General features: G+C 42.7%; 20 protein-coding genes. 9 read left to right on the forward strand and 11 right to left on the reverse strand.

Annotated features, from left to right (window positions below; all coding sequences use genetic code 11):
* Together IEW93_RS09225 and IEW93_RS09230 are read right to left on the reverse strand one after the other, a co-directional pair.
* Positions 1 to 708 carry an ABC transporter permease gene (locus IEW93_RS09225; protein WP_188739042.1) on the reverse strand — a complete coding sequence of 236 codons (708 nt, stop codon included), beginning with the start codon at positions 706 to 708 and terminating at the stop codon, positions 1 to 3.
* Positions 705 to 1,502 carry an ABC transporter substrate-binding protein gene (locus IEW93_RS09230; protein WP_373284898.1) on the reverse strand — a complete coding sequence of 266 codons (798 nt, stop codon included), beginning with the start codon at positions 1,500 to 1,502 and terminating at the stop codon, positions 705 to 707. Before IEW93_RS09230 ends, IEW93_RS09225 begins: the two co-directional genes overlap by 4 nt.
* A gap of 286 nt (positions 1,503 to 1,788) precedes the next feature.
* On the opposite strand from IEW93_RS09230, the gene IEW93_RS09235 reads away from it, so the two are divergent.
* Complete coding sequence (locus tag IEW93_RS09235) at positions 1,789 to 3,177, forward strand: sigma-54-dependent transcriptional regulator (protein WP_188739044.1); 1,389 nt, start codon at positions 1,789 to 1,791, stop codon at positions 3,175 to 3,177.
* Between the two features lie 5 nt (positions 3,178 to 3,182).
* The gene (locus tag IEW93_RS09240) at positions 3,183 to 5,318 is read left to right on the forward strand and encodes a sensor histidine kinase (protein ID WP_188739072.1); all 2,136 of its coding nucleotides are present in this window, start codon (positions 3,183 to 3,185) and stop codon (positions 5,316 to 5,318) included.
* Positions 5,319 to 5,731: 413 nt separating this feature from the next.
* On the opposite strand, the gene IEW93_RS09245 is transcribed toward IEW93_RS09240, so the two are convergent.
* Complete coding sequence (locus tag IEW93_RS09245; RefSeq protein ID WP_188739045.1) at positions 5,732 to 6,412, reverse strand: 7-cyano-7-deazaguanine/7-aminomethyl-7-deazaguanine transporter; 681 nt, start codon at positions 6,410 to 6,412, stop codon at positions 5,732 to 5,734.
* A 305-nt stretch (positions 6,413 to 6,717) separates the two neighbouring features.
* Positions 6,718 to 8,073, reverse strand: a complete 1,356-nt coding sequence (locus IEW93_RS09250; protein ID WP_188739046.1) for an isochorismate synthase — start codon at positions 8,071 to 8,073, stop codon at positions 6,718 to 6,720.
* A 395-nt stretch (positions 8,074 to 8,468) separates the two neighbouring features.
* Between IEW93_RS09250 and IEW93_RS09255 the strand changes: the two genes are divergently transcribed.
* Positions 8,469 to 9,662, forward strand: coding sequence for a cyclic di-GMP phosphodiesterase (locus IEW93_RS09255; protein ID WP_188739047.1), 1,194 nt, complete (start codon positions 8,469 to 8,471; stop codon positions 9,660 to 9,662).
* 29 nt (positions 9,663 to 9,691) lie between these two features.
* Here IEW93_RS09255 and IEW93_RS09260 read toward each other — a convergent pair whose 3' ends face one another.
* From IEW93_RS09260 to IEW93_RS09275, 4 genes are read right to left on the reverse strand one after another with little or no spacing between them, the layout of a single operon-like run.
* Positions 9,692 to 10,123 (reverse strand): group I truncated hemoglobin, encoded by a 432-nt coding sequence (locus IEW93_RS09260; RefSeq protein WP_188739048.1) that lies wholly within the window; start codon positions 10,121 to 10,123, stop codon positions 9,692 to 9,694.
* Positions 10,123 to 10,923 (reverse strand): DUF3034 family protein, encoded by an 801-nt coding sequence (locus IEW93_RS09265; RefSeq protein ID WP_373284899.1) that lies wholly within the window; start codon positions 10,921 to 10,923, stop codon positions 10,123 to 10,125. The genes IEW93_RS09260 and IEW93_RS09265 overlap by 1 nt, the downstream gene beginning before the upstream one ends.
* Positions 10,924 to 10,958: 35 nt before the next feature.
* Entirely contained in the window at positions 10,959 to 13,286 is a 2,328-nt protein-coding gene (locus tag IEW93_RS09270) for a bifunctional diguanylate cyclase/phosphodiesterase (protein WP_188739050.1), read from the reverse strand.
* Positions 13,276 to 13,959 carry a cupredoxin domain-containing protein gene (locus IEW93_RS09275; RefSeq protein ID WP_188739051.1) on the reverse strand — a complete coding sequence of 228 codons (684 nt, stop codon included), beginning with the start codon at positions 13,957 to 13,959 and terminating at the stop codon, positions 13,276 to 13,278. The genes IEW93_RS09270 and IEW93_RS09275 overlap by 11 nt, the downstream gene beginning before the upstream one ends.
* A 515-nt stretch (positions 13,960 to 14,474) precedes the next feature.
* Between IEW93_RS09275 and IEW93_RS09280 the strand changes: the two genes are divergently transcribed.
* Positions 14,475 to 15,917, forward strand: a complete 1,443-nt coding sequence (locus tag IEW93_RS09280; protein ID WP_188739052.1) for a sigma-54 interaction domain-containing protein — start codon at positions 14,475 to 14,477, stop codon at positions 15,915 to 15,917.
* Between the two features lie 172 nt (positions 15,918 to 16,089).
* Positions 16,090 to 17,547 carry a cytochrome c oxidase accessory protein CcoG gene (ccoG, locus tag IEW93_RS09285; RefSeq protein ID WP_188739053.1) on the forward strand — a complete coding sequence of 486 codons (1,458 nt, stop codon included), beginning with the start codon at positions 16,090 to 16,092 and terminating at the stop codon, positions 17,545 to 17,547.
* 93 nt (positions 17,548 to 17,640) lie between these two features.
* On the opposite strand, the gene IEW93_RS09290 is transcribed toward ccoG, so the two are convergent.
* Entirely contained in the window at positions 17,641 to 18,153 is a 513-nt protein-coding gene (locus IEW93_RS09290; RefSeq protein ID WP_223418988.1) for an aldolase/citrate lyase/malate synthase family protein, read from the reverse strand.
* A gap of 151 nt (positions 18,154 to 18,304) precedes the next feature.
* Between IEW93_RS09290 and IEW93_RS09295 the strand changes: the two genes are divergently transcribed.
* Positions 18,305 to 19,834, forward strand: coding sequence for a DUF3612 domain-containing protein (locus IEW93_RS09295; protein ID WP_188739055.1), 1,530 nt, complete (start codon positions 18,305 to 18,307; stop codon positions 19,832 to 19,834).
* Positions 19,835 to 19,895: 61 nt separating this feature from the next.
* Here IEW93_RS09295 and IEW93_RS09300 read toward each other — a convergent pair whose 3' ends face one another.
* Together IEW93_RS09300 and IEW93_RS09305 are read right to left on the reverse strand one after the other, a co-directional pair.
* Positions 19,896 to 20,546: a type 1 glutamine amidotransferase gene (locus tag IEW93_RS09300; RefSeq protein ID WP_188739056.1), complete on the reverse strand. Its 651-nt coding sequence runs from the start codon at positions 20,544 to 20,546 to the stop codon at positions 19,896 to 19,898.
* Entirely contained in the window at positions 20,543 to 21,289 is a 747-nt protein-coding gene (locus tag IEW93_RS09305; protein WP_188739057.1) for a hypothetical protein, read from the reverse strand. The genes IEW93_RS09300 and IEW93_RS09305 overlap by 4 nt, the downstream gene beginning before the upstream one ends.
* A gap of 382 nt (positions 21,290 to 21,671) precedes the next feature.
* Between IEW93_RS09305 and ardA the strand changes: the two genes are divergently transcribed.
* The 3 genes from ardA to dddY all read left to right on the forward strand — a co-directional run bounded on the left by ardA (position 21,672) and on the right by dddY (position 25,038).
* On the forward strand, positions 21,672 to 23,192 hold the full coding sequence (ardA, locus tag IEW93_RS09310) for an acrylate reductase flavoprotein subunit ArdA (RefSeq protein ID WP_188739058.1): 1,521 nt from the start codon (positions 21,672 to 21,674) through the stop codon (positions 23,190 to 23,192).
* A gap of 28 nt (positions 23,193 to 23,220) precedes the next feature.
* The gene (gene ardB, locus IEW93_RS09315; RefSeq protein ID WP_188739059.1) at positions 23,221 to 23,574 is read left to right on the forward strand and encodes an acrylate reductase cytochrome subunit ArdB; all 354 of its coding nucleotides are present in this window, start codon (positions 23,221 to 23,223) and stop codon (positions 23,572 to 23,574) included.
* Positions 23,575 to 23,793: 219 nt separating this feature from the next.
* Entirely contained in the window at positions 23,794 to 25,038 is a 1,245-nt protein-coding gene (gene dddY, locus IEW93_RS09320) for a dimethylsulfoniopropionate lyase DddY (RefSeq protein WP_188739060.1), read from the forward strand.
* Positions 25,039 to 25,050 lie beyond the last annotated feature (12 nt).

Below are 25,050 nucleotides of genomic sequence, written 5' to 3' on the forward strand. Positions count from 1 at the left end.
TTAATGACTCCTCGGGAGGGCTTTGCCTCGCAATGAACCTAAGATGAAGTTTAGCACTAGGGCTAAAATTAGTAGTACCAATCCTAATGCAATGGCCTGTGCGAAATCCCCTTTGCTGGTTTCCAGCGCGATGGCGGTTGGAATATTGCGTGTTACATTCATAATATTGCCCCCCACCATCATAGAGCAGCCAACCTCGGTTAAAATACGACTAAAGGCGGCGATAATGGCCAACAATAGTGGGACGCGTAGCTCTCGGCAGAGTGTCCATACTGCACGTAACCAAGATGCGCCTAATGTGCGCGAGGTTTCCCACGCACGGCGATCGACACTTGAAAATGCAGCCTGAGAAAGAGCAACCATAACCGGCGCACAAATAAGCATTTGGCCTAAAATCATACCTTGCTGAGTAAATAACCACTTCAAATCGCCAAGCACTCCCTGGCGGGTCAGTAATAAATACACCAACAAACCAATCACAACAGTTGGAATGGATTGCAGTGTCTGGATGAGATTGGTCACCACCCAGCGGCCACGAAAATGACTAAATGCCAGTATAAAACCTAAAATAATGGATGGAACAACAGTGATCAGCAGCGCCGCAAACGACACCGAAAAAGAAATGTTAATAATTGCCCAAACATCAGGGTTTAAAGAGAGCAGCAAGCTAAATGCTTGCTGCAATAGGGCTAACCAGCCGTCATTCATTTTTTATATGTGGCCTTAAACAATTGCTCTCCTTGCACGGTAAATTGATTGATCATCGTTTGTGTTGCAGGGCTGATAAACCAGTCACTTAATGCTTTTGCGCCTTTATGGTTTAAATCTGGGTATTTTTCTGAGTTAATTAAAATAATTTGGTAAGGGTTTGCTAATGCCGCGCCGCCTTCATAACTAATGGTTAAATCAAGCTTGGCTTTATAGGCAATAAACGTCCCGCGGTCTGCTAGAGTATAAGCTTGTAATTCGTTCGCCATTAATAACGTTTTGCCCATACCTTGGCCAACCGATGTGTAACCAGCAAAGTCTGGTGTTACTGCAGCTGCTTGCCAAATCTCAAGCTCTTTCATGTGGGTGCCTGAATTATCTCCACGTGAAATAAATTGGCTTGGTTTAGTGGCTATTTTGTTAAATGCATCAACGGCATCTTTGCTTGCTTTAACTGCAGCTGGGTCATTTTTAGGCCCAAGAACAATAAAATCGTTTTCCATAATTCCGCGAGGTTCAACGCCATAACCATCTGCAACAAATTTGGCTTCTGCCTCTGGAGCATGGGTCATCACTACGTCAACATCACCCTGACTTCCCAGTTTTAATGCCTGACCAGTGCCCGTTGCAATAACTTGTACTGTGTAACCTGATTCAGCCTCAAATTTAGGCAAAATTGCACCCAATAAACCAGAGTTTTCTGTACTCGTTGTTGTAGCAAGTTTAATGACTTCACCCGCTAAAGCGGCCGGGCTTAGCATTGCACCACTAAACACGGTTGCGGCTAATAACATGCTAACACTTGCTTTGAGTTTTAACATTTTCATTCCTTGTTGTATTAATAACTGAATTTTTGCTTAATTACCAAAGCCATAAGCAAGTTAGATGCCAAACGATTTTAATGCAAATACAGTTCACGCCTAAAATCGAAATTGTGAACTGGATCCCAAGCTTGAGCTAAATGTGTAAGACAATTTGTCCCACGATCACTATTCTGTGGTTCAGAGTGACCCTGTTGCTCAGATTCAATGCTAGAGTATTTGCAAATCGTGTCAAAATGTCCCAAGTAAGAGTCAATTTATGAGTTCTGAAGAACGAATTTCCTCAATACCTCGAACCACAATGTCAGTGTTAATCGTTGACGATGAGCCTGGTATGCGCAGTTTTTTAATGAAGGCGCTCTCCAAAAAGTTTTCATTAGTTGAAACCGCATCGACTATTGCTCAGGCAGAATCTATCCGTAGCCAAGGCCATTTTGACTTGCTCATTGTTGATATTCGTTTGCCTGATCGTTCAGGTATTGAGTGGCATGAAGCGCTAAATGATTTAGATAGACAATCCGATATTATTTTTATGACGGGTTATGCCGATATGGACGTGGCGATAAAAGCGCTTCGTGCAGGTGCTTGTGACTTTATCATGAAGCCATTTCACCTTGAACAAATGATGACCGCAGTTGACCGCTGTATAGAGAAACGCTTGCTAAGACGTGAAAACTTTATGCTAAGGCGTGAATTAGAACATGGTCACTCATCAACCATTATTGGAAATAGCGAAGCCATTAGAGATGTTAAACAAGTTATTGAGCGTATTGCACCGACCAATGCTGTGGTATTAATCGAAGGCGAGTCGGGGACAGGTAAAGAACTGGTTGCAAGGCAATTACACCAACTCAGTGGCCGCAGTGGGCCTTTTGTTCCTGTAAATTGTGGCGCGATTGCACCAGAGTTATTAGCCAGCGAGTTATTTGGCCATACCGCAGGGGCGTTTACGGGTGCTAAAGGGAGCCGCGAAGGGTTATTTAATTATGCATCTGGTGGGACGATATTTTTAGATGAAATTGGCGAAATGCCAATGAACATGCAAACCGCACTATTACGAGTGCTTGAAGAGCGTGCAATTCGTCCTGTTGGTAGCGAAAAAGAAATTGATATTGATGTGCGTGTGGTTGCCGCCACCAACCGTTTATTAATTGATGAGGTTGAGGCGGGACGTTTTCGTCGAGACTTATTTTATCGCCTTAATGTGCTCAATATTGTTATCCCTTCGTTGCGATCTCGACCTGAAGATGTGGTTGAACTGACTCATTATTTTACATTGCAGTTGTCACAAGAGCTGGGGATCAAGGACATTATTTGGAGTCATGAAGACTTACAAGTGCTTCAGCAATATGACTGGCCGGGCAATATTCGTGAACTACGTAATATGATTGAACGCTGTATCTTACTTGGTAAACCTCCTGCAGAATATTGGAAAAAGCCTGTCGTTACCGTCATCCCTGAAGCATTAGGGTATCCTTTAAGTTGGCCGTTAAAAGAAGTTGAAAAACAGCATGTTACACAGGTTGTTGATGCCCATGATGGCAATAAGTCTGCCGCCGCCCGTGACTTGGGTGTATCGCGCAAAACGTTAGACCGAAAATATAAAGAGTGGGCCAATCAAGATGACAACGGCGGAGATACGCCATAGTGGCTATGTTTTCGGGGGTGTTTACTCGAGTCTTTGGGATCAGTTGGCAGCAAATGCAGTCAAAGGTTCGTTATCGTATTTTGTTTTTAACCTTACTGCCGATCGTATTAACGTTAATTAGCCTGGTTTTTATCACCATTTATTGGAATGTGATATACACAGGCAAGCAATTGTTTATGAAGGTCAACGCTGATCTCGTTGTTGCTCAAAGTTCCTTATCTCAAGTGCAAAAGCGGCAGCAGCATCAGTTAAGTACCATAAGCGGATCGTGGGACTTTCAACATGCTTTTCAATTGCTCAATCATAACGACCCACAGCCAAATGAAGCAGCAATTAACGCACTCAATATTTTACTGATCCAAAAACAACAAAGCCTAGGATTAGATTTTTTGCGGCTTATCAGTGTGGCCGATGCTGCGGCAGATCCTGATTTACGTTTAATGTTATACCAGACCCAACAACAAGCTATATCAGGCTTAATGGTGCTGCCTAATGCGCGGCTCGCTCACATTAATGTAGGCCTAGCTGAACAGGCTAAAATTGACATCGTAGCCACAAAGTATGCATCCGAACCAGTGCAAAGCATTGAAACCCGAGGTTTAATCAGCCGTACATTAATGCCAATAGCCGACCTGTCTGGTAATGTATTTTGGTATTTAGACGGCGGAATGTTGTTTAATCGAAATACAGTCATAGTCGACCATATTCGCGATCTAGTGTATGCCCCTGGCACGCTGCCAGAGCGCTCTATTGGTACTGTGACATTATTTTTAGACAACATTCGAGTTAGTACAAATGTGCCTCTGGAGCAATTTCCAAGTCACCCCAATCAACAAAACCGAGCCATTGGCACATTAGTGTCAGATGAGGTTTATCAGCAGGTGTTAGTTGAAGGACAAAACTGGATAAACCGTGCTTTTGTGTTTAACGATTGGTATATATCGGCATATGCGCCTTTGTATGATATTCGTGGAAAGCGAGTCGGGATGGTATACGCTGGGTTTTCTGAAGCGCCATTTTTGCACAACTATTTGTTGAACATAATCGAACTAGGAACCATTTTAGTCATAGTGCTTTTTCTATCGGGCTTTTTGGTTTATCGCGGCGCCAATAGCCTGTTACAACCTATAGAGTATATTCATCAGGTGGTAACCGCTGTGCAATCGGGGCGCAATATTCGCATTGGTAAGCTGGAATTAACCAAGGAAAACGAGCTTGCACAATTAGCACAGCAGTTTGATAGCATGCTTGACCAGTTACAGCGACGAAATGCACAAATTCAGGCGGCAGCTGAGCAACTTGAAGTTAAAGTTGAGCAACGCACCCGTAGCTTACAAGATAAAACTGAAGAACTTGAGCGAAACGTCGCGCTACTTCATGCCACTAGGCAGCAACTGGTCACCAATGAAAAACTTACTGCACTTGGTGAGTTAATTGCGGGTATTGCCCATGAAATCAATAACCCCACCGCGGTGATCTTGGGCAACATGGAATTGCTAAAATACGAGCTTGGCGATGGTGCAAAAGCCGTCGAAGAAGAAATTGAGCTGGTGATCCAACAAGTAGGCCGCATCACCACAATTATCCGCAGTTTATTGCAATACAGCCGCCCGGGAGAGTTTAACGCACCTATTGAATCCCAAGCCATTACGCCGATTGTCGAAGAAGTACTGCTATTGGCTCGACATTCCATTGAACAGCAGCAAGTGACCTTGGTGAAGGAATTAACTGCAACCGCAATGGTTGAGGTGAATCGTCCACAACTATTACAGGTGCTCATTAATCTTATGGTTAATGCGGCTCACGCGGTTAACAATGATGGCCGAATTTGGGTTCGTGCCTACGATTGGATTGAAAATGAACAATCTCTAGGGGTTAAAATTGAGGTTGAAGACGAAGGCATTGGGATTTCAAAAGAAGATTTAAGCAGGATTTTTGATCCATTTTACACTACCCGCAAAGACGGAACAGGTTTAGGTTTGTCGCTAAGCTACGGCATTATTAAGCGCCTAGGTGGCACAATTGAAGTGAAATCTACACTCAATGTCGGTACCGTGTTTACTATTGGTCTTTATCATAAAGCAAAAGATGATCAACAACTTGGGCCGTATGACGGCCTACATTTTGGCGATAAAACCTAGGTAAAAAACAGGTAAAAAAAAGCCGGGAAAAAATCCCGGCCACAAAGAGTGTGTGAGCAATGTCGTGCTTGCGAACTCTGCAAACTCATAAAGGTGATGAAGTCTCTATTGAGTAAACTGAGTTTTGGAACGCAAGTTAATAGTAATCATTCTCATTTGTGTTTGCAAGTAATTATCCAAAATAAGTTTAGATCTTTACAATGTAATGGTTTCACTCAAATATTCTTTCAGGGCTTAGGTGGCGATAGTCCACCGTGTTGAGAGGGAAGTGTTTGATTGGCATAACACCACAAAGTTAAACAATGGTATTACACTATGAGCAAGCTGAGCTAAATGGTCTGGGCTTTAATATCAAGCTTAGTGTTATTGAGCCACTAAGCTTGATGAGTTGAGGTTACTTAACCTAATTCAGGTTACTTAGTTGCCTCTATAATGATTTGTTCTTCGGCTTTAGGACTATCGAACAAAATTTTGTCTTGTAGTACTTTTAATAGCACGCCATAAGCAGGTAAAAATAATCCTAAACTCACGATCAACTTAAAGCCGTAGTCGACAGTGGCGATTTCAGGCCAGTGGCTTGCCATAAAAGCATCGCTTGAGGCGTAAAAAGCCACACTGAAAAACACCAAGGTATCGACCAAGTTACCAATTAACGTTGAGGCCGCTGGTGCCACCCACCATGCTTTAGCACGGCGCAGCTTAGCAAACACAGTAATGTCCATTAGCTGACCAATCAAATAGGCCACAAAGCTGGCAAAGGCAATGCGAAATACAAAGCTATTCCATTGTGCTAAAGCTGCAAAATCTTGTAATTGGCCCTGATGGAATAATACTCCCACTAAATATGACACTAATAACGCAGGGATCATTGCTTTGAGAATAATGCCTCTAGCCGCTTGTTGGCCAAAAATCCTTACGGTTAAATCGGTGGCTAAATACACAAACGGGAAGCTAAATGCACCCCAAGTGGTGTGGTAGCTAAACAACTGGAAAGGTAATTGAACAAGGTAGTTACTTGCACAAATAATTAAGATATGAAAACTGACTAATAGCATCAGTGCTCGGCGATACTTCGCCTGGGATAATTGCAACATCTTGTGGCCTTTTTAATGGGGTTAGCGCGGGGTGAGGGAACCCGCTAATTATGTGTTTAGCAGTATTGATATGTGTGAGTTGCGCAGCGTTATTGCCACCACACTCGCTAATCAATCATTGCGACAGAGAATATTATCATTATGAGTGCATTTACTTTATTTTACCGCTTTGCAACCCAAATTTAGGCGATATTCAAAGCAGGGGTAAACGCGGGGGCAGGATAATAGCATGGGTATTGAGCAAGCGAAAGAGATTGCCAGGGCTATTTGTTACAAATGGCGCTGTAGTAGCGGCGAATACTGGGTTAAAAGTCGATTAAAATAGACAGCACCGTGGCGAGTTTATTTTCGAGTTCTTGCCATTCGGCTATTGGATCTGATCCTGCCACAATACCTGCGCCGGCAAATAAATTGATTCGTCTCGGTTCGATTAATGCACTGCGGATTGCCACCGAAAACTCAGATTCGTTGCGATTAAAATAGCCACAAGCTCCGGCATACCAGCCTCTGGTGTAACCTTCGCGCTGGCGGATAAAGTTGAGTGCGGCTTCTCGTGGTAATCCTCCAACAGCGGGGGTAGGGTGCAATGCTCGCAGCAATTCAAAGTCGCTAACACCTGGTTTAATTTGAGCCCTAATTGAACGGTGTAAATGTTGAATATGGTTGAGTTTAAAAATTTTGGGGTGTTCGTCTGCCCCGACATATTGGCTTAACGGTGTTAGCACATTAACAATGTGTTGCCTAACAAGCTGATTTTCATTGCTATTTTTTATATCGTCTAGTAATGCTTGTGCGAGTAAATTGTCTTCATCAGGATTTAGCCCACGCACTGTGGTACCCGCCAAAGCCTCGGTAAATAATTCCTGTTGGCGACGTAAATATAAGCGTTCTGGAGAGCAAGAAATAAAAGCGCGCTGTTGACTAAATTGAAAACCAAATTGAAAGCTGTTGGGGTTTCGGCCCTGCCAGCACGCTAATACAGTCCATGGATCAATGTCATCGTTAACATCAATTTGAGTATGGCGAGATAGCACCACTTTAGGCGTAGTTTGATTAAATTTATCTTGAGTGACTTGCTCTACTAATTCTTTCCAGCGTTCATAGCGTGGCAAATCACTACGCCCCATTAATGACATTTTATGAGGCGGTGATAACGGCCTTGGTTTTTGCACCTGCTTTATCGTTGTCAATGCGGCTTGAATTTCTTGCTGAGGATCTGTGCCATCAAAATTAAGGTTAAGCAGTATCCTGATTTTATTGCCATTTCGGCGTAATTCAATACGCGGTAATATAAAGTGCGCTCGGCCAAATTCTGGCCAGCTTTCAACTGTGCGGTCGAAGGCAAGGCCCCCGTAATAACGAATGTCTTGTTGGTTGGTTTTATTGCGTTGTTGTTGATAAATTTGTGCTAAAACATTGTCATCGGCATGCTCTTCAACAAAGAAGCTTTTACAGGCACCAATAGCTGCAACATCTTCGTCTCTGTCTCTGCCGTGCCAATACAATTTTGGGAATTGATTTTGTGCGGCTAACCAAGAAAGTAAAGGCAATGCCGGTGCGTCTACCGATAATTGAATAATCGATTCGCGTACAGGTACCTTACTGAGCTGGTTAAGCTTAGTAATCAGTTCATTCAGATGTGATGAAAAGATGTGATCCAATAAGAAATGCCCCACGTAAATCTGCAACTTCGTTACGGTAATAAAGCTGTTAAATAGTGTCAATTAGCAAGGTTAAATCGTGTGATCTGAATTACTAATATAATCGTTAAAGCGATAAGAGGATGATTTTTGATGCATTGCACTGGGCATTATTTTGTAAGCGCTTACTTAACGCGTGTCATTGGGGGGGGGATTGGCTTAATATCCTTGTCATAAAATGAAAAAAAAGGTTATTTTTGTTCATGGATTGTGGGCTAGCATTAATCTAAAATTACTGTGAGTCCACTACGATAGTTGAGCAAAAACACTAGGTGAATTAACAAAGTTCGTTCAAACTAGTTGTGGTTATTGCGTTAGGCAACCACATTTTACGTTTTTCTTCCCGGAGTGTGTGCATGAGTGATTCTGTTGAATCAAGTAATGTCATTAAGATCCCTGTTGATAAACTTGCCCTAGGCATGTTTGTAACGGCGATAGATCGCCAACAAAACAAAATTGATATTCGCAACCCAGGCCAAATCAAGCACCGCGATGCCATTGTTAAGCTTAAAAAGAACAATATTACAGTTGTGTGGGTCGATATAGAGCGATCGTCAGATACCTGTGGATTAAAAAAAGCCAATCGCACTAATAACCCAGCCAACCCTTTAGCGCGTAAAGCTACTGTCACCCGGGACGGAAAACAGGCGCAAGCTAAAAAATTACTTGCTGAAGCCAAGGGCTTAATCAAAAAAGTGATGTCAGAAACCTTTGGGGGTAAACCCATCGAGGTCGGCCAAATTGAAGACGTTGCCGACAAAATGATTGAGTCAGTAATGGACGATGCCGATGCGTTTAAATGTATTTCTGCGCTGCGTACTAAAGATGCCTATTTGCTTGAGCACTCTATCAATGTCGCTTTCTTACTGGTGACTTTTGGTAAGCATTTAGGGCTAGATCGTGAATTGCTAAAGCAAATGGCTGTGGGTGGTATTTTGCATGATATTGGCAAAATTAAAGTCGACAGTGAAGTGCTTAATAAACCTGGGCGATTAACGCCAGAAGAGTTTGAACACATGAAGTTGCATCAAGTCTATGCAATAGAAATCATGAACGAAACTAAAGGCTTGTCGCAGGTGAGTAAAGATGTGTGTTTAATGCATCATGAAAAACTTGATGGCAAAGGCTACCCTAATGGTTTAACTGAAGAGCAAATCCCACAACATGGCCGCATGAGTTGCATTGTGGATATTTTTGATGCGTTAACTGCTACTCGATGTTACAAAGAGGCCATGAGTCCCGCGGCTGCATTTAAGATTTTACTCAGTTTGACCCCCTTTCATTTAGACCAAAAGTTAGTATACGAATTTATTCGTTGTGTGGGGGTGTATCCTGTCGGGTCTCTGGTGCAATTGTCGGATGAGCGAGTGGGTATTGTATGGGACTCAAAAGGGCGTGATGCATTACACCCCGTGGTAAAATGTTTTTACTCGCTTAAGCACAAACGCTATACCGAAGTCACCATGGTGGATTTACTAAAAGCAGATGTAAACATTGAGCGCGGTATATCGCCAGGTGCGCTAGAACTCGACCCAACGCCTTTTTATTAACCTTATTGTTTGAGCCTGCCGAGCTGATATCAGTGGTAGGTAATATCTTCATACATAGGTGCTAGCTTAGCCAATAATGCATTACGCGTTGCGATAGGCACGTGTTGTTGTTTAAGCGCATCAATTAAATGGCCAACAACGGCATCAAAGTCTGCCTGACTAATGTGTAAACCAATATGAGCATCAAACATAGATGCGCCTTTGTATTCGCAGTTTCCACCGCTGACCACACATAAATGTTCAATCAAGCGTTGACGAAATATCGCTATGTCAGTGTGTGCAAAGTGATGCACTATGCGTTTATCTTGCGATAGATTCACTAAAAAATGGTCGGTAATTTGGCTAATACCGGCATTACCTCCTAATTGCTGATATAAACTAGTCGGTGAGTTTGCACAGGCTGTCAGCATGAGTAATAACCCAAGCATTAGCGTACTAAAATACGGTCGAGTGGTTAACATTACAGTGTCCCCTCAATGGATAAATACCAACCTTGTTGCTGCTCAAACCCTGCAATGCTGCCTAAATCAACATAAGCACCTACAACAGACCAGTGCTTATTAATAAACCAGGCTACAAAAATGTCTTGCCAGTCATCTTCTTTAGCAAAGCTAAGTTCATTGGGCTTTTGTCTGTATTCATAACCCAGTGCTATGTTGTCAGCTAGCAATACCGCGATGGAGGCTTCGGCGAGTAATTGATAGTTATTGCTGGTTGCACTGCCAAATCCCAGTAACCCTGTTTGATTCGCTTTAGTTGCTCTTAAGGTTAAGTTGGTTACCAGGTTGCGCCCAGCAATGGCATCGAAAAAGACTTTACTGCTAGCAAGGTAAGCATCAAGTCCCCAGTCGCTGCGCGCACCGACAGCTTGAGGTAAACCAAAATCATCCACTCTTTTGTACTGAAGCCCTAAGCTGACTTGCGGTAGCGTGCTGTACAATAATTCGCCAGCCAATTTGTACTTTATACCGACTATGTCCTGACCAAGTTTGCCGCCCATGGTATCAAGGTCGAACGTTTGTTTAGCTAAACTTACTTCAACGCGATTATTAATGCTTAATGAGGCGCCAATAGCTTGAAGGCTAAAGTCGTCAACACTTACCTGAGAGTGCATCGCGGTCAGAGACCATTGTTCTGAACTGGCGTAACCATTTATCACAGCCCACGGCACAATACCGCCGCCAGCAGAACCTTCAATGGTTGTTGCGCCGCCAGTAGCAATTACTTTGCTTGTGTCTGCCAATACAGATTGATTAGCCATTACTAGTAGGCTCAGTAACAATATAAGTCGGCTCATTAATGCTCATTATCCTGTGGGTTAACGGCTACGCTGGATTGATTAAAATTGTGCTGCCAGGCAATAAACTCAGCGGCTTTAAGAGGTTTTGAGTACACATAACCTTGTACAATATCGCAATCGAGTTGACGCAAAATCTCAATACCTTTCAAGGACTCAACACCTTCTGCGACGACTGATAAATTGAGCCCTTTAATGAGTCGAATACTGGTGTCGACAATCATTAAATCAGTGGCATCAGTGTGTATATCTTTAATAAAACTGCGATCGATTTTGACCTCGTTAACGGGCAATAACTTCAAATATGCTAACGACGAATGCCCTGTTCCAAAGTCATCAATAGCAATGGCGATACCCATTTGCCTAAATTGCTGTAATACAGCGATAACCGCTTGTGCGTCTTTCATGACTGCACCTTCAGTGACCTCAATAGAAAGTGCTTCAATGGGTAGATTGTTATCAGTTAACAGCCTATTGATATCCTGAGGTAATTGAGCATTGGTCAGATCATGCGCCGACAAGTTAATGGCTACTTTGATACAAATACCTTGAGCCCACCATAGTGCTAATTGGGTGATAGCCGTGTTTAATACCCAGTCACTTATTATCGAAATATTACCTGAGTTTTCGGCGAGGCGAATAAATTCGTCTGGTGGAATAAAGCCTAATTGCGGATGTTGCCAGCGAATGAGGGTTTCGGCGCTATCGCACCGATTGGTGTGGATGTCTACCTTGGGTTGATACACTAAATGAAATTGACCATGACTTAAGGCCACTGGCAGATCGCGAATAATCATTAATTCGCGAAGGTAACGCTCGTCTTCACCTTGTTGGTAGATGGCAATCCCCAGAGATTCTGTTCGAGCTTGATTGACTGCAATTTCAGCATGGCGAATGATGGTATCAATATCATTGGCTTCGTAATCACTTGATAGCTCAACAATGCCAACCCTAACACTGACACTAATTTTAGAGCCCTCAATCGAAAAAGGTTTAGTGAGCTGTTGTATATAAGCATCCAGCTGCGCGCTACTGATGCTGGGTTGGAATAATAATAGGAACGAGTCACCGTCTAAACGGGAAATAAGCGCTGCAGTAGGCGATAAACTTTCTAGTCGGCTTGCAAATAAAACCAGCAAATTATCGGCATTAGCAAAACCGATAATATTATTGAGATGGCGGAAATTTTTAATGTCTATCATCACAATGCTGCCGAGCATTTGTGTCAATAATGGGCCTAGTTGCTGTTTTGCTGCCGCACGATTGTATAAGCCGGTGAGGTTATCATGTTGTGATTGATAGACTAAATCTTCTTCACGAGACTCAATGTTGTCGCGCATAACAGATAAGGTATCGACCAATACCTGCAATTCAGCTGGTGCGTCTTTAATCGGGTGAGGGTTTTCACCTTGGCCAATTTTACGTGCAAAATTGGCTAAAGCATAAATAGGACGGCTTAAACTGCCAGCAAACCATGCAGCAATTAAAAATGTTAATAAGCAGGTAAGTGCAAATACAATAAGCATTTTATTGCGTAGCGCATCGTAATTTTGCTGCCACTTAATATTTGACTGATGTAACACAGCCCATTGATTAATATTACTTTTGTCTAACGAAATCGACGTAGATAAGTACCCTGTTGGGATATCGTCATTTACGCTAGCGTCTGCTTGAGCTATTTGAGTGATATTGGCCAGTATTTGTTGCTGCTCTGTTGCTGGTAGGGTAGATACGATATCAACTCTACCAGATTGATTAATGAAGCTAATATCAATCCCCGTAATACTTTTGGCCTGCTCAGCGACATTATGGTCCATTGAAAAGCCCATGCCCACCCAGGCGATTAACCGAGGCGCATTAACAGGCTGCAATACAAATTGGTAGCTGTTGTGGTTGTAATTGAATATCTCAAACCCTGTGGAGCGGTTTTTAGTTAACGCAAATAATTCACTGATATCTGCAGCGCTCAGCCCTTGTAAACTCGATGATAAGAGTTTGCCATCAGGAGATAACAGCATCACCGCATCGGCATTAATACGCCTGCCATGATTTGCCAGTACCGACGAAATAGTGTCTTGCTCGCCAGTTGCAATGGCGCGTTTGAAACCAAAATCAGCACTCAAAATAGATAAACTTTGGTTAAGCTGTTCGCTGCGGTTAGACAGCATTTCTACAAATACATTTGAACCAATCTTTAAGTTTTGAGTTTGTTGCAGGCGGTAATCACGCTGCATGGCAGTTAACACAAATAAAGCCGTAGTTAACTGCATAAGCGTTAAAATGAGTAAAAAAGCAATAATTAGCCTACTGCGAAAACTATTTGGCATGTTGTCCCATGTAAGTACTTACGTGATGTTGAACCCCAAAACCACTCGGTGGTGAAGAGGGTTTTTCTTCACGTTTAACATCAATGTTAACGGTAAGGTGATTGTTAGCGTCATTTATCATTATGGTTGTGGGCGCAGGATCAGCTAACTGCCAAGGGTGCCAAAGCCTGATTTGGTATTCGCCATCGGGTATATTGTCGATGCTTGCTAAGCCTGTCTCGTTGCTAACCGCAAAATAAGGGCTGGCAGCAACATAGATAAAGGCTTGCATATAATCATGGATATTACAGCCAATGGCGACCAATCCTGGTTTTTCAAATGAAATAGGAGACTCAGCCTGGCCTACGTATAATTTAAGTTCGAATTGCTTCGCTTCTGAAAACGAATACACATGATGTCGGGTGCGATCTAAGTTTGGAAAGTCGACTTGAGCGCCTTGCGGTACAGCCAATACAAAAGGTGAAAACACACGGTTTTGCTGACGCATTTCATAGTGTTTATTTGTAGGCAAAGTGGCAGCGGTTTTCGCCGTTGGGATCAACTCTACTACAGCATCGCCTAGACGTTCACCGCCATTATCGGTAACGTTTACCGTGAATGTACCGGCACTTACACTCGTGCCCATAAAATAAGCTAGACACAATAAAGGTTGCATTAATCGCGTTACTGGCATGTATTGGCCTTTTTATTACCTACGGGTTAGTTCAATTACTTATGGCATTAACACCAATCAGCACAAGAATGTGACCATTCTTACTGGTTTGCATTGCTTATCACGTCGTTAAAAATTTTTAAGGTAGAACAACTAGCTAGCTGCAATTTCTGCCTTATTCTAAACGATTTTCTCTACGTAATCTCTGATCAATTATTTATCCAAATTGGTGTAATAGGGTAGCAATAACTTGAATATCTCAATATGCGCCTCAACACGCAACACGCAACAGAAAATGGCAAAATAATGTGTTTAAGTGCTGATACCAGTAAGTCTCAATTGACTTAAAAAGCTTTATTTTTATTAGTTTAGCTTATTTTACTGAGCTATTATCTCTATTTATTGTCGATATTATCAATCTACTACAAACATTCATGTGTAAAAAGCATCTAAGTCATTACAGATGGGGTGATAAATTCGCGATATATCGTGAGTCGGCTATACTGTAGATATTATTTTGCAGCAACGCCCACAATATGTCTCATTCTACGTTAGATAAACCTAGTTCATCGCGTCACTTTTTACCAGAAAATACCTTACTGCTAAATGCCATGACCGAAGGGGTGTATGGCTTTGATTTAGAGGGTAATGCGGTGTTTATTAACCCAGCCGCAGAGCAAATGACCGGCTGGAAAAGCGCCGAGTTAATTGGCAAAAACATTCATGATTGCCATCATCATAGCCATGCAGACGGCAGCCATTATCCGCAACATGATTGCCCGATTTATCGCACATTACATGACGCCATACCGCGTCAGGTGTCTGATGATGTGTTTTGGCGCAAAGACGGTAGTAGTTTTCCGGTATATTACAGTTCAACCCCGGTTTATCATCACCAAAAGCTGATTGGCGTTATCGCGATATTTCGTGATGTGAGTATGCAAAAGCATACAGAGCAATCACTAAGGCAGGCATTAGCTCAAGTTCAGGCGTTGTCTGAGCGCCTCGCGTCAGAAAATCAATATTTACTCACCGAGTTACAAGGCCAGCAAGGTGCGTTAGGGTTTTCTGGTAGCAGCCAGCCGATTAAGCAATTAGCCCAACAAATTAATTTAGTGGCAAACACCGACAGCACAGTGCTTATTTGCGGTGAAAATGGCACAGGCAAAGAACTTGTAGCCCGCAGCTTGCACCGATTAAGTCATCGTAAAGATCAGCCTATGGTGAGTGTAAATTGCGCGGCATTTTCTAGCGCATTGTTAGAAAGCGAACTTTTTGGCCATGAAAAAGGCGCGTTTACGGGGGCAACTCATCGCCGTAAAGGGCGTTTTGAATTAGCCCACAATGGCACCTTATTTTTAGACGAAATTGCCGAGCTGAGTTTATCTGCCCAATCTAAATTATTGCGGGTGATTCAAGAGCAACGTTTTGAGCGGGTCGGCAGTAGTGAAACGATCAGCGTGAACATTCGCTTAATTGCGGCAACGCACCATGATTTAGCCGCGCGAGTAGAACAAGGCTTGTTTCGCATGGATTTATATTATCGCTTAAATGTATTTCCGATTACAGTGCCACCGCTGCGCGAACGCCGTGAAGATATTCCTCAATTGGTAAGCGATTTGGCGGCATCACTAGGTAATAAGTTAGGTAAAAAAATCACCAAAGTCAGCACGCAAGGGTTAAAAAAACTCCAACAATATACCTGGCCGGGTAATGTGCGAGAGTTACAAAACTTAATTGAACGCGAAATTATTTTGTCGTCAAACGGTCAGTTGTCATTTAATACTTTGCCGGCACTGGGATCTGCGCCGTCAACCACTGCAATGCTAACCATGGCACAAGCAGAAGCTGCGCACATTGTTGCAGTGCTTAACACAACGCACTGGCGGATTTCTGGTCCACAAGGTGCAGCTGCTATGTTAGACATGCCCGCCAGCACCCTTCGGTCTCGTATGAAAAAGCTCGGCATTGAGCGATAACATATTTTTTCATGCACGATTAGTCACGATATATCGCCATTATAGCGATATATCGTGACACTTTGATAGGCGATCCAAAACAAAGTCATATAAAATCAGAGTCTTAAACGTTTTCTTTTGTTGGCTTAGTCTTTGCTATAGCAAGGTAATACCGCGTTATAGGAAACCCGTTATGCCCAACTCATCAGCTCAAGTTACGTCAGCATCTCAATCAAGTAATAAATTCAAAGCTTCACAGCGTATTGATGTGGTTCAAATCGCCACGCCGTCAGCAAAAATCCATGTGCGTGAACAAAAAGGGGTCTTTCAGCGTTTGCGACAGAACAGCAATACCTTACTCATCGTATTGTTCTTTTTACTGCCTTTTATTAACTATCAGGGCCGTCAGGCGATTTTATTTGACGTCACCGAGCAGCAATTCTTTTTCTTTAACATCACGTTATGGCCACAGGACTTTACCGTATTAGCATGGTTTTTTATGGCGGCTGCATTTGCGCTGTTTTTTGTCACAGTATATTGGGGGCGGGTGTGGTGCGGCTTTTTGTGCCCGCAAACGGCATGGACGTTTATGTATATGTGGGTTGAAGCCAAAGTTGAGGGTAATCATCATCACCGTACTGCATTAGATAATGCCCCATGGTCTTTGAGTAAATTACGTAAACGAGTCACTAAACACCTAGCGTGGATGCTGTTTGCCTTACTCACAGGTTGTGGGTTTATCGGTTATTTTATGCCTGCGCGTGAACTCTACATTGATATATTTACGCTCAGTAGCGGGTTTTGGACCGGTGCCTGGGTATGGTTTTTTGCCATATGCACTTATGTAAATGCTGGTTGGATGCGCGAAATGATGTGTTTGCATTGTTGCCCGTATTCACGCTTTCAGGCGGTGATGTTTGACGCAAATACCAAAACAGTGAGCTATGATACGGTGCGCGGCGAGTCTCGTGGGCCACGTAAACGCGCTGAAAAAACCGAGTTAGGTGATTGTGTTGATTGCAACTTATGTGTTGATGTGTGCCCAACAGGGATAGATATTCGTAATGGCCTGCAATACGAGTGCATTAATTGTGGTGCCTGTGTCGATGCCTGTAATCAAACCATGGCAAAGTTTGGTTATGCGCCAAATTTAATCAGTTTTACCAGCGAAAACCAGCTAAAAGGCCAGCCAAAGCCGAGTAAATTGTCATTAAAGGCGTTAGGGTATGCCAGCGCACTGCTGATAATGATTGGGTTAATTATTATCGATTTGAGCCAGTTAAGTCATATTCAGTTAAACGTGATCCGCGACAGGCAAACCTTATATCGTGAGGTCGGTGATGACATTGTTGAAAACAGCTATCAGCTTAAAATTCGTAATAAAACCCAACAAGCAGCGGCGTATCGCATTGCTATTAATAGCAGTGAAGCGATAGCGTTTACTCTGGTTACCGATGCTGTAGTGATGATTAAGGCGGGTGAGCAATTAGATTACCCCGTTACTGTCAGGGGGCATTTAAGTCAACTTACAAGTGATAGCTCGCAACACATATTGCAATTTAGCGTGACTCAAATAGACAGCGTGGCAAACCCTATTCCCTTTGAGCCGATCAACCAAGTGATGCAAAATTCGCGTTTCTTTTGGCCTTAAGTGTGGATTGGCCTGCATAACAAAAAGGCTTCTCGCATTAATAATGTGAGAAGCCTTTTTTGTGATGGGTGCGAGGGTTAACTCGACAGCCCATTAACGTTGATGCAATGCGTAATCGGTACCGTCTTTTGCGGTAAACACTTTGCAGTTACCTTCAGTCGGTTGGCAACTAGTGTGTAATAAACTAATCCACTGCTTGTAAGGGGTCGGTAAATTTTTAATTGGCATCGATACCTGAATGTCTTCAATATTTGCACAATCTTGTGCACCTAATTTGCCAAGGCGGTCAAAACAAATTTCTACATGGGTATCGTTGTTTTTTAATACCACAGAGGTTGGCTCAGTTTTATGGCCTGTCAGCGCCACAAATTGACATGGATTTTGTAAGCCACTTTGGGTGCCATCTTTTAAGAAGGCAAGCAAGTGGTTGTAGTAAACCACGTAACTGCACACATCTTGGTGTGAACCATTGGCTAATGGGAATTGCGCATCCAAAAAGTCTTTTGCATTTGTGCTGCGATCTTGCTGGTTCGTTGTCGCCACAAATTGCTCGCCAATGAAGCGGTTAAGGTTTTGGGTGGCTGTGTTGCTTGCTTGAGTAGACATATTCATCGCCTTATCCTCTTCTTGTGTAGTAGGTCAGAAATTAATTTTGTTATTTGTTTAGTATTAAGCCTTGTTAGCAGCTTGATTTTTAGTCTATGCTATTTTTACAAAGAATTTCACAATAAAAATTTTACACTGTGAATTATACAAAATGAGAAATGAAAAAAGCTTAATGCGAAAGACCCATTTTTTGGGCACAAAGATAAGAAACTTGCGTAAACGCAATAACTTAACAATGGAAGACTTGTCGGCGCGTTGTATACGTGTTGACTCGAGTAACGCGCCTTCGGTGTCATATTTATCGATGATAGAGCGCGGAAAACGGGTTCCGAGCGCCGATATGCTGGCCGTTGTGGCAGCTGTATTTCAAAAAGAAGTTGAATGGTTTCTTGATGATGTGCCAGAGGATGAAGCCATTACGCCAGAAAAAGGCAACAAAGGTGGCGTGAGCGGCATGCCGCTTGAACCAAGCTTTTTGTTTTCTAATGACATTCTGCAAATCGCTATTCCTGAAATGTTGTCGCAAACCGGTACCAGTGGTCGTCAGTTTGCTCACTTGCTTATTCGTGCACACCAGGAGCATCACCAAAACCACTTTCCAGATCTGGAGCGCGCCGCAGAAGAGGTGGGCTTAAAGCGCATGCCGTTAGCCATTGAAGACATTATGGATATTGCCAAAGGCATGGGGTTAAAAATTAAGTGGATTGATCGTGCGCCAAAAGAAGTGATGGACGAAAGGGGGATGAGCTCCAAGCAATTAGTCACCTCCTTTTTTGAACCGCCTGGCACTATTTACGTTAGTAATATTTTAAAAACGAGACCAAATCGTCTTAAATATGACTTAGCAGTGCATATTGGCCATTGTGTATTACACAACAAAGACGGATTAAAAAGCGTGATGATGTCGGGACGCAGAGAAGACACCGAAGATGCCTATGCTCCGCAATCTAACACATTAAACGCACAGGATATTTTGCATGCCTGGCGTGACTTTGAATCGAGCTTTTTTGCTGGCGCGCTATTGTGTCCTAAAGTCCCTTACCGGCAGTTGCTTGACCGTCACGGTTATGAAATCAGCGTGCATAAACAATTACAAGTGTCGGCCTCGGTGGCCATGCGCCGCATGACAGTTGTGTCGCCATATACTCACTGGCATTACTTTGATGCTTATGCGCCAGGTAAACTAAAAGCTGTGTATCGCGGCAATGGTATCCCGCTGCCATGGGGCAATATGCGCTTGGTGGAAGATCCGTGTCAGCATTGGGCGGTATTTAGAATGATCAGCGAGCCCACAGAAGGCACGTCAGCACAGATATCGATATTAAATGTCGGCAATGAGCCGCGGATTTATTGTTGTGAGTCGATCAAAGTCGATGACTCTGCCGGTAATCCACATGTGTTGTGTGCTGGTATCGATCTTAATCCGGCGATTGAGGCTCAAGGCAAAGATGCGCAGTCGATTGCCAATGATTTAAAGCAAGCTTGTGCGGGTAATGGTGGCTCAATTGACATCCCTAGACACATTAAAAAAGACCTCACCAGTGTGGCGAAAATCCTTAATATTAATTGGATTGAACGCGGAATTAAAAACGAAGCACGGTTAATTTGTTCGCGTGGCGCTGTATGTCCGCGTCAGCCAAGTTGTTATGCAGCAGGGCGAAACCTGTGTGAAGATAATTAAAGCATTGGATGCCTTTTAAGGTTGAGGTTTATTCAAAGCTCAACCGCAAAGCTCAACAGATTTAGGCCGATTTGAATTGCTGATCGAGTAGTGCAAACAAAAATTGTTCCAGTTGGTTTTGTTGTTCGGTGTGCAGCGCATTTTGGGGTAACGTATTACTAAAAGGGCATTCATCTGCAAAATGCTCTTGTAGCTGAGTCATTTGCTTGCTGTCCCATTCGGGATGAAACTGCAAACCGATAGCATGCTGGTGGCGAAACATTTGCACCTGGCATAGGGCGCTAGAGGCCAATACGTCAATATGTTGTGGCAAGGCAATGGCTTGATAATGCCATTGCGGAACCGCCAGCACCTGGCTGCCATTAATGCTTACTTGTTGCCAACCCAGCTCTGGCTCTGGCATCTCAACGACCTTGCCGCCCAGTTGCGTTGCCAGGAGCTGCGCCCCTAAACATATGGCTAATATTGGGCGTGGCAATTCAAGCGCTTGATTAATCAATGCACATTCAGCTCGCATCCATAATGGGTTATCAGCCACATTCATTGGCCCACCTAATACAATTAGCCCCTGATATTTCATCAGCGATGCGGGCAATTCATCTGGGGCGTAAAAGCACTCAAGAGTGATGTTGCGACGTTCTGCCCACAGTTCAATGCGTCCGACCCCTTCAGCCGGATGATGCTGAAAGACGGCAATGGTCGGCTGGATCATTTTAGTTCACCTAATTCAAGGTAAATCCGTGTGACATTTTCCTTGCCAGATAACGCTGATGAAAGCTGCTTTTCAGAGATAAATAGCCGTTTGTCTGCTGCAAGTGTTAATTGGCTTGGTAGTGGAGTTTGCACATTATCAATGCGAACAATATGGTCTGCATCTGGGCGAACGCTAAGAGTATTAACAATAAATTGCACCTTGTCATCGGGGTGATAATTCAGAGTGTGGTAATCATTGTTAGCCGATTTATTTAAGCCGCTTTCTAGAGGTAATGGATTAAATAACACAATTTTATCGACATTGATGGTTTGCGCTTGCCATTGCATTTCACCGCCACGCTCAAAGTGTCCTTTCACCACATCTACAGTCAACTGAGAAGTGTGATTAGAGTGCTTGGGATCTAATCTAGATAAATCAAAAGTGGTAGGCACTATGGTCCAAACAGGATCGTCACTTTTGGCAGACACGTTAATGCCGTTAATCACCTCAGCCTGGATTTTAGGGTCGGCAAAAGACAATTTAAACACAACCTGAGCATTGTGCGGTTGATGGAACATAGGCAAATGTGACGCAAAAAGACCGTACTGACTGCCAAATAGCAGCATACCATGTAAGCCCATTTTGACGGGGTGCTTAGCATGTTGGCTATGGTCTTGAGGCTCTGTTGCGTGGCTATTTATGCTTAATAAACTCAGCCCTAAAAGCAAGTAAGTTACGGGGTTAAACACTTTTTTAATCAAGGGTATAACCAAGTTTATATGCATAAATTGATATAAAAAAGAACAAAAATTAGCAGTATGTTTGGAATAAATCAGCATGGTGTTGGCTCCTGTCTGAAACTGAACAGATGGGGCCGTCCCCGGGTGAAGACCTAATCTTATGGTTAGGTTGAGGTCGTCCTCAGCTCAATATGTTAACGATTTGAACGATAAAAAACCAGCTTCACACATTGGACTCTATTCCAAAATTACTTCTACCTAACATATTGAGGGCAAAGTAATACCTATAATTGATTAGTTAACATTGAGGCGTTTTTTCAACAAACATTAACAATAGTTCCCATTTTGGAATTGATTCCATCGATATGATAAATCGTCAATTATACAAAAGGGGTGATGACCTATGAGCAATGTAGATTTGTTAGGGCGCCGTAAGTTTATTGCTGGACTAGGTATTGCTGCTGGTGCGGCAATGGTAGCACCTGCAATGGCAGTGTCTGAAAAGGCTGACGGTGTTAAATGGGACAAAGAAGTTGAGATTGTCATTATTGGTTCTGGTTTTGCAGGCTTAGCCGCTGCAATTGAAGCCACCAAACATGGCGCAAAAGATGTCCATATTTTTGAAAAAATGTCGTACTTTGGTGGTAACTCAGCCATTAACGGTGGCTTATTTGCCGCACCTGGTACGCCAATGCAAAAGAAAGAGGGCGTAGAAGACTCAGTAGATAGAATGGTGAATGACCAATTGTTGTCAGGCCGCGGTATCGCTGATGAAGCATTATTAAGACACGTAGCCTCTCATGCCGTTGAAGCTTTGCAAATGACATTAGATGCAGGTGCAGAATACCACCCATACTTACAACAATTAGGTGGTCACTCAGTTGCACGTACTTACCAAACCTCTGTTAGTTGTGGCGCAGGTATTACTCAGCCTTTATTTAAAGAGTGTAAGCGTATTGGTGTGCACACTCACAATCGTTCAAAATTTGAAGGCTTCTTAGTCGGCAAAAATGGCGAAGTGGTTGGTGTTAAAATGCGTACCAACTACCACTTTGGTGAAGACCAACCCGGCAAAGTGTTAAATATTCGCGCCAAAAAAGGTGTGATTATGGCTACCGGTGGTTTTGCGCAAAACGTTAATTTACGTATGGCACAAGACCCAACATTAACATCTGAAGTTGGCTGTACTAACGCGCCTGGTGCTACCGGCGAAGGCATGTTTGAAATGTTCCGCCTAGGTGCAGTACCTGTGCATTTAGCGCACATCCAATCAGGTCCTTGGGCATCGCCAGACGAAGGTGGTTTTGGTTATGTGTCTAACTATGCCATCTTTAACTTCCCTCACTCAATAGCGGTTAACCGTTTAACCGGTAAGCGTTTTATGAATGAAATTGCTGACCGTAAAATTCGTGCTGATGCCGAATTGAGCTGTCGTGATGAGAAAGGAAATCCGTACCCTCCAATCTTGATTTCAAGCTATAAAGATTCTAAAAACCATCCAAACACTAAAAAAGTGATTAAGTACAATGTGGGTTGGAAGTTCGACACTGTTGAAGATCTTGCTAAACACTTCAATGTGCCGTTAGACGCGCTTAAAGCTCAAATTGAAGAATATAACGGCTACGTTAAATCGGGCAAAGATGTGCAATTTGGTAAAGACATGACCTTAGCCAAAAATAAAACCATTGAAGCGCCGTTTACCGTGGTTCGCTTATGGCCAAAAGTGCATTACTGCCAAGGTGGCGTACAAATCAATACTAAAGCAGAAGTGAAAGACAGCTTTACCGGTAAGCCTATTGGTGGCCTATATGCCGCAGGTGAGGTTTGTGGTGGTATCCATGGTATCAGCCGTTTAGGCAGTTGTTCTATCCCAGAATGTATGGTGATGGGTATGACAGCAGCGCGCAGCATCATGAAAGCCTAACGAGACCAGTGAACAAGAGGAATCATTAATGAAAAACTTTAATATTATACTTGGGCTGGTTTTACTCGGACTAACCAGTTTATCAGTACAAGCCGTTGAGATCCGCGACTACCACAAAGAAGTGATTGGTAAAGATTGTAAAGCTTGTCATGACAATGGCATCAAGCAGTTCCCATCAGATCAGTCTTGCTTGCAGTGCCATGATGTTGATGAGTTGGCTAACAAAACGGCAAGAAGTGAAGAAGACAAGTGGCAAAACCCACATAACAACCTTCACTACGGTAAAGACTTACCTTGCCAAGAGTGTCACGCAGAGCATAAAACCAAAGAGCCATTATGCAGTAACTGTCATACGTTTAAATATGACAAGCATAAAAAATAAATAGTGATATATGATTAAATAAAGCCGAATATTTAATGTTCGGCTTTATTTTTATATATTTATTTTTATATATTTATTTTTATATATTTATTTTAATTAAATTTATTTATTTTTAATGCATATATTTTACTTGTTCTGATTGTGTTGTCGGTTCATTTTTGGAATGCATTCCATCATTAATATTCATCTAGATTTTAATAATAAAGCGAGATGAATAATATGAAATATAATGTTCTATTAATGGCGATGTTGTTATCTGGTTCTTGTGTAGCCAATGAGTTACCCAGTTTTTTAGATGCTAACGATATTAACAATGCTGAATTTAGTTGTTTAGAAGCTGAGCAAACCTATTCTAAGAATGATCAAAAATATGTAGATATTTTATGGAATGAAACCCTGCAATATTTACAGTCTTACGCTGTTGCATTAACTAATAGTGAAAACGGCCCATGTTTAAACTCAGACGAAGCCATGTATGACTCTACCGACGGCGGTAAGAATATGTGCATCATGGATCGCCGTGATATGAAGCTGCTGGTTAAAAATATTTACCAAGTGATTAATAATCCAGACAAAGCTAAAAAGTGTTTTGGTGCCCGCGAAAATGTGGATTGGATTTACAGTCCTGGCGGAAAGCTAGCGCAAAACTCCCCCGTTGCTAAATGGCTAAAGCGCACCACATTCGACAGTTTTTTTGATACTAAAGTCACTAACAAAGACGTGCGTAAACTCGGTAAAGAATTCACTAAACACTTTACTGAAATGGTCACAGGCAATGAGGTAAAAATGCCTTCTGCGTTCCCGACCGACATCAGCGCCAACACCTTACCTAACTTATGGGCTGCAGCAGGTTGGTACCCTATGTATGCAGAAGAAAGTAAGCGTAATGATAAAAATTACAACAATATACGTGGTGGTTATGCGTATGCTGAAATCTTTGGGCATTGGGGTTTATTACGTATCGATGCGATTAATGATGAAAAAGTGGGTGCCGAAGTGGGCATGACGGTTCAGTCCGTTAACACCTTATATCCATACCATAACCATGCAATATCAGAAATCTATTACAACATGCGTGTTCCAGCCTGCGCTAACGAATTTAAAAGCTTTGCAATACGCGAAGACTCACCACTGATCCAAACCGTTAAAGAAGACGACAAAGTCAGACAGGTTCAATTTGACGCTGGGCAACACAATGGCCATACCATGTGGCTTTCCAGCAGTGCAGATCGCGATCCGCTAATGTATTTCCATCAAAATACCATCCATGCCTTTGATGTAGATGGTAGCTGCGAAGCTAAACCTGAAGAGCGCGCAATTGTATCGGTTTGGGCAAGAAGTAATGCCCACGATAAGCGTAACGATTACGGCACAACTTTATTATGCGAGTCAGCTAAAAACCCTGGCACTCCAGCACATAAAGATGAAGTTATTCAATGTGATTTAACCAAAATGAAATGGTAAATATCATTTACA

This window comes from Shewanella inventionis (genome assembly GCF_014641855.1).
GTDB classification, from domain to species: Bacteria; Pseudomonadota; Gammaproteobacteria; order Enterobacterales; family Shewanellaceae; genus Shewanella; species Shewanella inventionis.